12 protein-coding genes and 2 pseudogenes are annotated in these 12,399 nt (G+C 71.5%); 8 read left to right on the top strand and 6 right to left on the bottom strand.

Features of this window, described 5'->3' with window-relative positions; genetic code table 11:
• The 3 genes and pseudogenes from AB0H87_RS28265 to AB0H87_RS28275 form a co-directional block, all read left to right on the top strand.
• Positions 1-467: pseudogene (locus AB0H87_RS28265) on the top strand (hypothetical protein); the annotation flags it as partial.
• Positions 464-1,651, top strand: coding sequence for a CoA transferase (locus AB0H87_RS28270; protein WP_360152006.1), 1,188 nt, complete (start codon positions 464-466; stop codon positions 1,649-1,651). The pseudogene AB0H87_RS28265 and the gene AB0H87_RS28270, both read left to right, overlap by 4 nt.
• Positions 1,651-2,466: a CoA ester lyase gene (locus AB0H87_RS28275; RefSeq protein WP_360152009.1), complete on the top strand. Its 816-nt coding sequence runs from the start codon at positions 1,651-1,653 to the stop codon at positions 2,464-2,466. Before AB0H87_RS28270 ends, AB0H87_RS28275 begins: the two co-directional genes overlap by 1 nt.
• A gap of 7 nt (positions 2,467-2,473) precedes the next feature.
• Here AB0H87_RS28275 and AB0H87_RS28280 read toward each other — a convergent pair whose 3' ends face one another.
• From AB0H87_RS28280 to AB0H87_RS28295, 4 genes are all read right to left on the bottom strand, one after another.
• The gene (locus tag AB0H87_RS28280; RefSeq protein WP_360152012.1) at positions 2,474-2,704 is read right to left on the bottom strand and encodes a hypothetical protein; all 231 of its coding nucleotides are present in this window, start codon (positions 2,702-2,704) and stop codon (positions 2,474-2,476) included.
• On the bottom strand, positions 2,682-3,530 hold the full coding sequence (locus AB0H87_RS28285) for a hypothetical protein (protein ID WP_360152015.1): 849 nt from the start codon (positions 3,528-3,530) through the stop codon (positions 2,682-2,684). The genes AB0H87_RS28280 and AB0H87_RS28285 overlap by 23 nt, the downstream gene beginning before the upstream one ends.
• A 159-nt stretch (positions 3,531-3,689) precedes the next feature.
• On the bottom strand, positions 3,690-4,190 hold the full coding sequence (locus AB0H87_RS28290) for an HPP family protein (RefSeq protein ID WP_360152018.1): 501 nt from the start codon (positions 4,188-4,190) through the stop codon (positions 3,690-3,692).
• Positions 4,191-4,196: 6 nt separating this feature from the next.
• Complete coding sequence (locus AB0H87_RS28295) at positions 4,197-5,066, bottom strand: alpha/beta hydrolase (protein ID WP_360152021.1); 870 nt, start codon at positions 5,064-5,066, stop codon at positions 4,197-4,199.
• A gap of 89 nt (positions 5,067-5,155) precedes the next feature.
• Between AB0H87_RS28295 and AB0H87_RS28300 the strand changes: the two genes are divergently transcribed.
• The 5 genes and pseudogenes from AB0H87_RS28300 to AB0H87_RS28320 all read left to right on the top strand — a co-directional run.
• Entirely contained in the window at positions 5,156-5,716 is a 561-nt protein-coding gene (locus AB0H87_RS28300; protein WP_360152024.1) for a TetR/AcrR family transcriptional regulator, read from the top strand.
• Between the two features lie 91 nt (positions 5,717-5,807).
• Positions 5,808-6,077, top strand: coding sequence for a metal-sensitive transcriptional regulator (locus AB0H87_RS28305; RefSeq protein WP_360152027.1), 270 nt, complete (start codon positions 5,808-5,810; stop codon positions 6,075-6,077).
• A 111-nt stretch (positions 6,078-6,188) separates the two neighbouring features.
• Entirely contained in the window at positions 6,189-7,598 is a 1,410-nt protein-coding gene (locus AB0H87_RS28310; protein WP_360152030.1) for an MBL fold metallo-hydrolase, read from the top strand.
• Positions 7,591-8,190, top strand: a complete 600-nt coding sequence (locus tag AB0H87_RS28315; RefSeq protein WP_360152033.1) for a rhodanese-like domain-containing protein — start codon at positions 7,591-7,593, stop codon at positions 8,188-8,190. The genes AB0H87_RS28310 and AB0H87_RS28315 overlap by 8 nt, the downstream gene beginning before the upstream one ends.
• Positions 8,187-9,044, top strand: a pseudogene (locus tag AB0H87_RS28320) (sulfite exporter TauE/SafE family protein); the annotation flags it as partial. The gene AB0H87_RS28315 and the pseudogene AB0H87_RS28320, both read left to right, overlap by 4 nt.
• Positions 9,045-9,336: 292 nt before the next feature.
• On the opposite strand, the gene AB0H87_RS28325 reads toward AB0H87_RS28320, so the two are convergent.
• Both AB0H87_RS28325 and AB0H87_RS28330 read right to left on the bottom strand, forming a co-directional pair.
• Positions 9,337-11,592 (bottom strand): heavy metal translocating P-type ATPase, encoded by a 2,256-nt coding sequence (locus AB0H87_RS28325; protein WP_360152036.1) that lies wholly within the window; start codon positions 11,590-11,592, stop codon positions 9,337-9,339.
• Positions 11,589-12,399, bottom strand: an 811-nt coding sequence (locus AB0H87_RS28330) for a hypothetical protein (protein ID WP_360152039.1), incomplete at its 5' end; no start/stop codon positions are given. The genes AB0H87_RS28330 and AB0H87_RS28325, both read right to left, overlap by 4 nt.

The raw sequence follows: 12,399 nt of genomic DNA on the forward strand, positions 1-12,399 counted from the left end.
GGCGGGCGGAGGGTGACGCGCCGGAGGCGGGGGCCGGGGAGGAGTTTGTGGACGCGGGCACCGTGATGACGGTCGAGGCGACCGGGTCCAGCGGCGGCGACGTGCTGACCGTCGCCTACACCAGGGCCGGCAAGGAGCGCTGGCAGCTGGTGACCGGCGGGCGCGGCGCCGACGCCGGCGCCGAGGTGGTCGCGCAGCCGGACGGCGGCGTCACCGTGGTCGGGTTCACCGGCAGCACGCTCGGGTTGCCGGTCGGCGGCGCCGACGTGCTGACGCTGCGGGTGGACCGGCGCGGCCGGCAGGTCGGCGTCGCGCAGTTCGGCACGGCCCGCGACGACGCGGCGGACCCGTTCGGCGAGGAGAACGTCTACGCGACCCGGGCGGCCGACGGTCGTCTCCTGGTCACCGGGTTCACGGCCGACGACGTCTTCCTCGTCACCGTCGACCCGGTGAAGGGGACACCATGACCGCACCACTGGCCGGGGTGAAGGTCGTCGACCTGGCCACCCTGTTCGCCGGGCCGCTCGCAGCCGCCTTCCTCGGTGACTTCGGCGCCGACGTGGTCAAGGTGGAGCACCCGGCGAAGCCGGACCCGGCGCGCGGGCACGGGCCGGCCAAGGACGGCGTGGGACTGTGGTGGAAGGTGCTGGGCCGCAACAAGCGGACCGTCACCCTCAACCTGTCCTCTCCCGACGGTGCCGAGCTGCTGCGCCGGCTCCTAGCGGACGCGGACGTGCTGGTCGAGAACTTCCGGCCAGGAACCCTGGAGCGGTGGGGTCTCGGGCCGGCCGAGCTGCACGCGGTCAACCCGCGGCTGGTGATCGCCCGGATCAGCGGGTTCGGTCAGGTCGGCCCGTATGCGCGGCGGCCCGGGTTCGGGACGCTCGCCGAGGCGATGAGCGGGTTCGCGGCCGCGACCGGGGAGCCCGACGGGCCGCCGACGCTGCCGCCGTTCGGGCTCGCCGACTCGGTGGCGGCGCTGGCGACGGCGTACGCGGTGATGCTCGCCCTGCGTTCCCGTGATGCCGGTGGTGCCGGGCAGGTGGTCGACCTCGCCATCATCGAGCCGATCATGGCGATGCTCGGACCGCAGATCACCTGGTACGACCAGATCGGGTACGTCCAGCCGCGGCTCGGCAACCGGTCGAACAACAACGCGCCGCGCAACACGTACCGGTGCGCCGACGGCCGCTGGGTGGCGGTGTCGACCAGCGCGCAGAGCATCGCCGAGCGGGTGCTGCGCCTGGTCGGTCGGCCGGAGCTGGTCGACGAGCCGTGGTTCGCGACGGGCGCGGGCCGGGCCGCGCACGCCGACGAGCTGGACGCCGCGGTCGGCGCCTGGGTCGCTGCCCGCGGCCGCGACGAGGTGGTGGCCGCGTTCGAGGAAGCGCAGGCGGCGGTCGCGCCGGTCTATGACGTGCGGGACATCGTCGCGGACCCGCAGTACGCGGCCCTCGGCACCGTGCGCACCGTGCCCGACGAGGAGCTGGGCGAGGTGCGGATGCAGAACGTGCCGTTCCGGCTCTCCGGGACGCCGGGCGAGATCCGGCATGCCGGGCGACGGCACGGCCAGGACACGGACGAGGTCTTCGGCGCGCTCGGAGTCGGCTTGGACGAGCTGGCGGCGTTGCGTGCGCGCGGGGTGATCTGATGTTGCTGACCTGGCTCTACGTGCCGGGGGACAGGCCGGACCGGTTCGCCAAGGCGGTTTCGTCGGGCGCGGACGCGGTGATCCTCGACCTGGAGGACGCGGTCGTGGCGGGGCGCAAGGCGTACGCCCGGGACGCGGTCGCCGATTTTCTCGCTGTCCCCCATCCGGTGCCGATCCAGGTCCGGGTCAACGAGCTGACGGGTCCGGACGTCGGCGCCGACCTGGCCGCGGTGGTGGGCCGGCCCGGGCTGGGTGGGCTGCGACTGCCCAAAGTGGAGTCCTCCACTGTGGTCGCCGCGCTCGGTAGCGACGTGCCGCTGCACCCGCTGATCGAGTCGGCGATCGGGCTGGAGGCGGCTTACGCCATCGCCTCCGCCCACCCCGCGGTGGCGTCGCTGGGGCTGGGCGAGGCGGACCTGCGCTCGGATCTCGGCGTGACCGACGACGACGGCCTGTTGTGGGCGCGGGGTCGGGTGGTGGTCGCGGCCCGGGCGGCCGGCCTGCCACCACCGGCGATGGCGGTGTACGCGGACGTCCTTGACACCGCCGGCCTGGCTGAATCCTGTGCGGCGGGGCGCCGGCTCGGCTTCCTGGGCCGCACGGCGGTCCACCCGCGCCAGCTGCCGGTGATCGTCGACGCGTTCCGCCCGGCCGAGCACGAGGTGGCCCGGGCGGCGGAGCTGCTGGCCGCCGTCGCGGAGGCGGAGCGGCGCGACTCGGGCACGGTCGTGTTGCCGGACGGCCGGTTCGCCGACCGTGCGATGGTCGCCGCGGCCCGTCGCATCGTCGATCTGGCCGCCCGCTACACCGGCTAGCGGTTTCTCACGGGCGGTTGATCTGATTCAGGATCGTCCAGTCCGTGATCTTGTCGTCGGCGGCGAGCAGCAGGGCCTTGGACAGGATCACCGACAGCGTCGGGTCGTCGTCGAACGGCAGCGCCACGCGCGTGGGCCGGTGGCTAGCGACGATGCACAGGTAGGCGTCGTCGGGCTCCATCAGTCCTGACCAGGCCTCGAGTTCGGCCTCCAGGTCATCCTTGACGGCCTCGAACACCAACTCCCTGCCGCTTAGTCCTACCTGGACCGCAGGCAATGTGGACGCCCGCCGCCGCCGACGCGGCTCCGGCCAGCGCCGTCAACGACCAGACCACGGCGCTGAACTGGGTCACCGCCACCGCCCGATGGTCACCGCCCGGCAGCAGCGGGTGGACACCCACGGACACGGCGAGCAGCATCACGGGCCCGACGACCGCGAACCACACGGGGTGCGGGTCCGCGCGGCGCCCGGCCCACCAGCCCAGCAGCGCCGCCACCACGACCGCTGCCGCGACCGGCCACCAGCCGGGATCCGTGAGCGCGGGAACGGGCACGATGTGGTCCGGGCGCCGCTCGTACGAGAGCACCGCCACGGCTGCCGTGCACCAGATCCAGCCGACCCACACAACGGCGGACCGACCGGCCCCGCGCCACCGCACGATCGCCAACGCCATCAGCCCGCCCAGGACAGCCCCGATCACCACCGCCCGGAACGCGTCAGAGCCTACGTCGAAGCCGGCCGACGCCCTGGTCGCGGGGCCGGTCGCCAGCCGCATCGCCGCCGCCGGACCCAGCGCGGCCGCCGCCGCGACCACATACCGCCACCGGGTACGCCCTGCGAGCGGCCCGGCGACCGCGGCTCCGACGAGCACGGCGCTCGACACGCACCACGCCAGGACGATCAGCTGTCGTGGCCACTCCGGATTGCCGTACCACTGGTCAACGGGATGGAATGCCAACCGCGGGTGGTACACCCCCGCCCACCCGGCCAGCCACAACTGCGCCGAGCCCACGGCGGCCGCCACCGTGCCTGCGAGCGCGACCGCGCCCAACAGCCTCCACACGCCACGCGACGCTGACACCGGGTACATCGTCAGAACATATCGATGACCCGACACTCCGGGTGACCGCGTCCCGATCCGGGTCGGCGTCAACATCGCTGTCCTCAGCGACCGGCCCTGCGCTCGGTGCATGGCAGGACCGGCCGCAGTGGACCCGGTGGCTCAGCGCGAGCCCGGCGGGTAGGTGTAGCGCGGCAGGAGTCGCCCGGCGAGAAGCGCGACGCCCAGCACGATCAGCACGGCTGGGAGCACCGTTTGGAGCGGATACATGGGACCAGGGCCCGTCAGGCCGATGAAGGCGGCGCAGACCGCGGCCGGGGCGTGCGGTGCCCGCAGCGCGAGCATGGCGACGACCGACGCAACCGCCACCGCGGTGGCCGTCCACACCGATGGACCCACCACTGTGGTGACCGCCGCCGCGACCAGGGTGCACACCGCGTAGCTGACCAGGACCGCTCCCGGTCGAGCAGGTGGAGCGCCGGGAGCCATGGCGAGTACCGCCGCGGAGGCGACGAAGGGCAGCGCGAAAACGTCCAGCTCACTCACGGTTTCGATGGCGGCCAGCAGGGCCGTCGTGCCGAGCAGCATGGTGCCTGCGGTCAGCGCGGTGGCCCAGGCCGCCCGCCGGCCGGTGGCCGGCGGGCGCAGGGTCGTGGCAGACATCGGCCGCTACTGGATCCGGCGTAGGAAGCCGCGGATCAGGTCGGCGATCTCCTCGCCGTGCGTCTCCAGTGCGAAGTGGCCGGCGTCGAGCAGGTGGATCTCGGCGTCAGGCAGGTCGCGGGTGTACGCCTCCGCGCCGGCGGCGCCGAAGATCTCGTCGTTGCGACCCCAGGCGACCAGCGTGGGCGGCCGGTGCTCGCGGAAGTAGCGCTGGAAGTCGGCGTAGGCGTCCACGTTGAACTGGTAGTCCCAGAAGAGCTGAAGCTGGATCTCGGCATTGCCGGGCCGGTCCAGGCCGGCCTGGTCGAGCGTCCACGTCTCTGGAGCAATGCGCTCGATGCGGTCAGCCGGCACGCCGTGGGTGTACTGCCAGCGGGTGGCCTCCGCCTCCAGAAGCTTGCGAACTTCCGGCTCGTGGGTCGCCCGGTCCTTGGCGTGCGCGAAAAGCACGTCCCAGAAGGGCGTGAACCCTTCGGTGTAGGCGTTTCCGCTCTGCGTGACCAGTCCGGTCACCCGTTCCGGGTTCCGGCTGGCGATGCGCATGCCGATCGGGGCGCCGTAGTCGTGCAGGTACAGCGCGAAACGCTCGATAGCGAGCGTGTCGAGCAACGCCAGGGTGACGTCGGTAAGCCGTTCGAAGCTGTACTCGAACTGATCCACAGGTGGAGTCGAGGAACGTCCGAATCCGATGTGGTCCGGAGCGATGAGGTGGTACTCGTCGGCCAGCGCGGGTACGAGGTCGCGGAACATGTGTGAGCTGGTGGGGAAGCCGTGCAGCAGCACGAGCGTCGGCCGCGAAGGGTCGCCGGCCTCCCGGTAGAAGACCTGCTGCCCAGCGAGGGCGACGGTGCGGTGACGGGTAGCGAAGCGGGCCACAGGGGCTCCTCGGACTCGGTGAGAACGGTCGTTCTCCGACTGGCTGCTAGGCTATGAGAACGGTCGTTCTCATAGCAAGGGGCTTTGACATGGACCACACTGCGGCCGAGGTTCGCCTGCTGGACGCGGCCGACGAGTTGTTCTACGAGCGCGGCATCCAGGCGATCGGCATGGACGCCATCCGGCAGCGTTCCGGCGTCTCGCTCAAGCGCACGTACCAGCTCTTCCCGTCCAAGGAGCACCTTGTCGAAGCGGTGCTGCGCCGGCGCGACGCTGCGGTTCGCGCGGAGATCTCGGCGTACACCTCGGCGCGGGCGACCCCGAACGAGCGCGTGCTCGCCGTTTTCGACTACCTCTACGACTGGTTCAGCCAGCCCGACTTCCGCGGCTGCGCCTTCATCAACTCGTTCGCCGAGCTCGGTGGCGCATCGGCGAACGTGGCCGAAATCGTCCGTGCGCACAAGCAGGCCGTCGCCGACCACCTGGCCGCCCTCGTCGCGGCAGCGGACCGGCCCGCGCCGCTCGCGGCGCAACTGCTGGTCCTGGCCAACGGTGCGATGGTGACCGCCGCCATCGTCGGCAGTCCCGAGCCGGCCCGCGACGCGCGCGCGGCCGCCCAGCTCCTGCTCGAGGCCAAGGTGACGGGCTGAACCCGCGTGCTGTGGAGTTCGGCACACCCCCGGGGGTATCCCCGGCGTGCGGATACCCCCGTGGGTATCTTCGAGCGCGAGAGGTGGCGTGATGAAACTACGACCTGACATGACTGCCGATGCCCTTACCCGGCTGAAGCGAGCCCGGGGCCAGCTCAACGCCGTCATCGAGATGATGGAGAACGGCGGGGACTGCCGTGAGGCACTGACCCAGCTCGCCGCGGTGTCCAAGGCCATCGACCGGGCGGGCTACAAGATGATCGCGTCCGGGATGCGGTACTGCAGCGCCGCACGGGAGCGTGGCGAGACTCCGGAGATGACCGAGGAGGAGTTCGAGAAGCTCTTCCTGGCCCTCTCCTGACGCACGGGCCTCGCTGACCGCGGGCGGTCAGCAGCCCCGCGACACGAGCAAGGGACAAGTCTGCCCCGAACATACCCCCGGGGGTATGCATGTCATGAAGGAGTACGGCAAGTGGCACCTGAGGTCTCGATCATCGCGACGTCGTCCCTGGGCGACCGGAGTTACCTCGCCTCCAACGGGAAGGTCGGCGTCGTCGTCGATCCGCAGCGCGACGTCGACCGGATCCTGCACCTTGCCGGCGAGCGAGGAGTGCGGGTCACCCACGTCGTGGAGACACACATCCACAACGACTACGTCTCCGGCGGACTCGACCTGGCCCGGTTGACCGGAGCCCACTACCTCGTGCCGGCGGCCGACGACGTCCACTTCGATCGCACGCCGATCTCTGACGGTGATCACGTTGCCATTTCCGAGTCCATGCGGCTGCGCGTGATCGCCACGCCGGGTCACACCTTCCACCACCTGTCGTACGTCATCGACCACATGACGCAGGGCGAATGGCGGGCGGTTGGCGTGTTCACCGGTGGCTCACTGCTCTTTGGCACCACGGGGCGTACGGACCTGCTCGGCACAGAACACGCCGACGAGCTGGCGCACCACCAGCACGCCTCGGCGAACCGGCTGGCCGACCTGCTGCCCGACGGTGCGGAGATCTGGCCCACCCACGGGTTCGGCAGCTTCTGCTCCGCCGGCCAGGCCGACGCGTCCGAGTCGACCATCGGCCGGGAGAAGCGGACCAACCCCGTACTCAGGCTGGCCGCCGACGCCTTCGTAACGGAAACCCTGGCCGGGCTCGACGCGTATCCGGCGTACTACGCCCATATGGGGGTGGCCAATGTCGCGGGCCCCGCGCCGGTCGACCTCAGGCCGGCCTCGCGAATCGATGCCGCACAGCTACGCCAGCGGATCGCCGACGGCCAATGGGTCGTCGACCTGCGGCACCGCAAGGCGTACGCCGCATCGCATGTTGCCGGCACCATCAGCGTCGGGCTTGACGGGCCGATGTCGACGTGGCTGGCCTGGATGATCGACTGGGGTGCACCGATCACCCTGCTCGCGGAGACGCCAGAGCAGGTCGCCGATGCCCAGCGGGAGTTGGTCCGCGTCGGAATCGACCGACCAGCGGCGCAGTCCACCGGTCAGCCCGAGCAGTGGGTAGCCGACTCGGCTGAGCTGCGGGCACTTCGGATGGCGGACTTCCCGGCGCTGGCGGCCACCCGTGCGGGCAACACTCCCGCCGGCCTGCGTGCCCCTGACGTGGTCCTCGACGTACGGCTGACCAACGAATGGCGTGCCGGGCATATCGACGACGCCATCCACATCCCTCTGCCCGACCTGCGCAAACGGCTCCGTGACGTACCTCCGGGCACCGTCTGGGTCCATTGCGGGTCCGGGTACCGCGCCGCCGCGGCCGGGTCACTCCTGGCCAACGCCGGACGCGACGTCGTCGTCATCGACGACATGTTCGATCGGGCCGCGACGGCCGGTGTCACCATCGTGGAAGAAGAAGGAAATGAGTAATTTCGAGACCTCCCGTCCGGCCACCCTGGACGCCGCTGACCTGCGCGGACTGATCGATTCGGATCGGGCGCCTCGGCTGCTCGACGTGCGCACGCCAGCCGAGTTCGAAAGCGTGCACATCCCGGGCGCGCACAACGTCCCCCTCGATCTGCTCAAAGAACACCGCGAGGAACTGCGTCACCACCTCGACGAGGGCGTGGTGCTGGTCTGTCGCTCCGGAGCCCGCGCCGCTCAGGCACAGCAGGCCCTGACCGGAGCCGGCTTGCCGCACGTCAAAATCCTCAACGGCGGCATGCTTGCCTGGCAGGCGGCCGACGCGCCGATCACGCGCGGCACGCCGCGGTGGGACCTGGAGCGCCAGGTCCGACTGGTCGCCGGTTCCATCGTGCTGGCCGGCATCCTGGGCTCGATACTCGTGCCAGGTCTCAAATGGGTCGCCGGGGCGATCGGCGCGGGACTCACCTTTGCCGCGGTGACCAACACGTGCGCGATGGGCATGCTCCTGAGCAGGCTGCCCTACAACCGCGGCGCGACGTGCGACCTCGACACCATCGTCGCCCAGCTGCGTGAGAGCACCGGGGTGCGGGCATGACCCTGGCCCTGGCACTGACCATCGGCCTGGCCGTCCTCATCGGCGTCAGCCTGGGACTCCTCGGCGGCGGCGGCTCGATCCTCGCCGTACCGCTGCTGGTCTATGTCGCCGACCTGCCGCCCAAGGAGGCCATCGCCACCTCACTGCTCGTCGTCGGAGCCACCAGCGCGGTCGGCGTCATCCCCCATGCCAAGGCCAACCGGGTACGGTGGCGGACCGGACTGATCTTCGGCGTCGCCGGCATGACGGGCGCCTACGCCGGCGGCCGGCTCGCCGCGTACATCCCTGCCGGATTCCTGCTCACCGCGTTCGCGATCATGATGCTCGCCACCGCGATAGCCATGATCCGCGGCCGACGGAACACGAAACGCGGGCCGCACGAGGTGCCGGTGGTCCGGGTGGTCGTGGACGGCATCGTCGTCGGACTGGTCACAGGGCTCGTCGGGGCCGGCGGTGGGTTCCTGGTGGTGCCCGCCCTGGCCCTGCTCGGCGGCCTACCCATGCCGATCGCCGTCGGCACCTCGCTGGTGGTGATCGCGATGAAGTCCTTCGCCGGCCTGGGCGGTTACCTCTCCAGCGTGCACATCAACTGGGGGCTGGCCCTCGCGGTCACCGCGGCCGCCGTGGTCGGCAGCTTCCTCGGTGGCCGGCTCGTCGGACGGATCCCTGCCGATCTGCTCCGCAAGTCGTTCGGCTGGTTCGTCGTGGCGATGGGCGTCCTCGTCCTCGCCGAGCAGCTGCCCGACGAGCTGCGTAACAAACCGCAGCTGTGGATCGGCGTCGGCGTTGCAGCCGCGATCGGTGTTGCGGTGGGCCTGCTACGCGGCCGCCGTAGGCGGGCACTGCACGGCCCGCCGCTACGGCACTGGTCGAATCCTCGCCCAACCAACCTGATCCACGATCGCGAGCAGACGCCACCATTGCTGTCTCTTCGCTGGGCGAAGGATCGGATGGTCGGCTAGCGATCAAAGCGGTCGCTCGGGCTTCGGTCGGCTCCCAACACGTCACCGGTTCTTCCCACGGGCGGCGCCATCGGGGTGCGCATGCGGCCCGGTCGCGACGGTGCGCTGAGCGCGGCTGAGTGATCGACGGTGGTGGCGTCGCCCCCGTCGGGACGACGCCACCTTTTCGCTTCCGCATCGCGGGTCAGGTAGTCGTTCGTGGTTTGAAGCCCCGCAGCCGCAGGCTGTTGGAGACCACGAAGACCGACGACAGTGCCATCGTCAGGCCGGCGATCATCGGGTTCAGCAGGCCCAGGGCGGCCAGTGGTAGTGCGGCGACGTTGTAGGCGAAGGCCCAGAACAGGTTCGCCTTGATCGTGGCCAGCGTCCGCCGCGACAGGCGGATCGCGTCGACCGCGGCGCGGAGGTCGCCACGGACCAGCGTGAGGTCGGCGGCCTCGATCGCGGCGTCCGTGCCCGTGCCCATGGCCAGGCCCAGGTCGGCCTGGGCGAGAGCGGCGGCGTCGTTGACGCCGTCGCCCACCATCGCCACCACCTTGCCCTCGTCCTGCAGCCGCTTGACCACCTCGACCTTGTCGGCCGGCAACACCTCGGCGATGACGCGGTCGATGCCGACCTCGGCACCGATGGCGTCGGCGACGGTCTTGTTGTCCCCGGTGAGCAGCACGGGGGCGAGCCCGAGGGCGCGCAGCTGTGCGACCGCGGCCCCGCTGGTCGGCTTGACGGTGTCGGCGACGGCGAACAGCGCCCGCGCCTGGCCGTCCCAACCGGCCAGGACCGCGGTGCGGCCCCTCTCCTCGGCCGCCTGACGCGCGGCATCCAGGTCGACGGGCACGGTCATGCCGTGCGCGTCCAGGAGGGCCGGGCGCCCGACGACGACCGACACGCCCTCGACGGAGCCGGTCACCCCGAGTCCCTGCGTGTTGGCGAACGCGGTGACCTCGGGGAGCGTCCCGACCTCCGCCGCTGCCGCCGCGATCGCCTGCGCGATCGGGTGCTCGGAGGCCGCTTCGGCGGCGCCGGCCAGCCGCAGCGCCCGCTCGCGCCCGACGCCCTCGGCGGTGACGACGTCGACCAGGGTCATCCGGCCGGTGGTCACCGTGCCGGTCTTGTCGAGCACCACGGTGTCGACGCGGCGGGTGGACTCGAGCACTTCGGGGCCCTTGATGAGGATGCCGAGTTGCGCGCCGCGTCCGGTGCCGACGAGCAGGGCCGTCGGTATGGCCAGGCCCAACGCGCAGGGGCAGGCGATGATGAGCACGGCGACCGCCGCGGTGAAGGCGGCGGCGACTCCGTTGCCGGTGCCGAGCCAGTAGCCGAGCGTCGCGCCGGCGATCCCGATGACGATCGGGACGAACACCGCCGACACGCGGTCCGCGAGCCGCTGCACGGCCGCCTTGCCGGATTGGGCCTGCTCGACCAGGCGCGCCATCTGGGCCAGCTGGGTATCCGAGCCGACCCGTTCGGCCCGGACGACCAGGCGACCGCCGGCGTTGACGGTGGCACCGACGACGGCGTCTCCCTCGCCGACCTCGACCGGCACGGACTCGCCGGTGAGCATCGACGCGTCCACCGCGGACGCACCGCCGGTGACGACGCCATCCGCGGCGATCTTCTCGCCGGGCCGCACGACGAACAGATCGCCGACCGCGAGCTGCGCGATCGGGATCCGCTGCTCGCGGCCGTCGCGCAACACCGCGACGTCCTTGGCCCCGAGCTCGAGGAGGGCCCGCAGGGCGGCACCGGCGCGTCGCTTGGACCGTGCCTCGAAGTAGCGGCCGGCCAGGATGAAAACGGTGACGGCCGCGGCCACCTCGAGATAGATGTTCCCGGCGCCTTCGCCCCGCGCGACCGAGAACGAGAAGGGGTGGGTCATGCCGGGTGTACCCGCCGTACCGAAGAACAATGCCCACAACGACCAGCCGAACGCGGCCAGGGTGCCGACCGAGATGAGTGTGTCCATTGTGGCCGCTCCGTGCCGGAGGTTTGTCCAGGCGGCCCGGTGGAACGGGGCGCCGCCGTAGACCACCACCGGCGCGGCCAGCGTCAGCGACAGCCACTGCCAGTAGGTGAACTGCCACGCGGGCACCATGGCCAGCACGGTGACCGGCACCGCGAGCACGAGCGAGATCCACAGCCGGCGCCGCAGCGTGGACAACTCATCGCCGGGCTTGTCCGGCTCGGCGGCTTCGGGCTCGTCGGCGGGAAAGGCGGCGGTGTAGCCAGTGGCCTCGACCGTGGCGATCAGGTCCGCCGGCGTCACCGTGTCGGGGAACTCCACCGACGCCTTCTCCGTGGCGTAGTTGACCGTCGCCGTCACACCCGGCATGCGGTTGAGCTTCTTCTCGACCCGCGCCGAGCAGGACGCACACGTCATCCCGCCGATGGCCAGTTCGATCCGCTGGACGGCGTACGGCCGAGACGTGCTGTCGGTGCTCATCCGTGCCCTCCGTGGGCGTGCGTGGAACTGGCCGTTGGCGCGGGCGCGGCAGGATCCGCCGCCGTCGCAGCGGCGCCGCCCGCGAGCGCGGTGAACGCCGCGGTGCGCACCACACCGCCGTGCTGGAAGTCGAGGAACAACCGGTAGGCGCCGGCTGACGGAACCTCCGCGTGGAAGACAATCTGCGGACCTGCCGCGGTACGGCCGTCGCCCGGCGCACCGTCGGGATGCACGTGGAGGTACGCCAGGTCACCGGACCGGAGCGCGACCAGGTGCCCGTAGGCGGCCAGGTACGGCTGGAGGTCACGCACCGGCGCGCCATCCTTGGCGACCGTCAGCGTCAGCTTCGACGACGATCCTGGCACCAGGTCACCGTCCAGCGTGACGGTGTAACCGTCGACCGACGCCGTCCGCCCCGCGGGTGGCAGCGGCACGGGCTGGTAGTCCCCTCGGGCGGGGAGGTCGACGCCGAGGGTCAGCGCCTCGGCCCGGCCGGCGGGCTGGAAGTCGGCGAACAACCGGTACTGGCCGGAGCCCGCCGCCGCGCGCATCGGGACCTCCCACACCCCATCAACGCCGAGGCGCGGATGGACGTGCTGGAAGCCGGCCAGATCGCGGCGCACCACGATCAGGTGGAGGTCCTTGTCGTGGGTCGGTGTGTAGTCGGTGACGGGCTCGCCGTCGGGGCCGACGACCCGGAACCGCAGCGGCTGCGCGCCGGTCGTCGAGAGCGCCTGGCTCACGGGCTCGATGCGGTAGCCGTCCTGGGCGACCTGCAGTCCGCCCGGCACCTCGACCGCGGCCGCC

It is taken from the genome of Asanoa sp. NPDC050611 (assembly GCF_040654855.1).
In the GTDB taxonomy this organism is placed as follows: domain Bacteria; phylum Actinomycetota; class Actinomycetes; order Mycobacteriales; family Micromonosporaceae; genus Asanoa.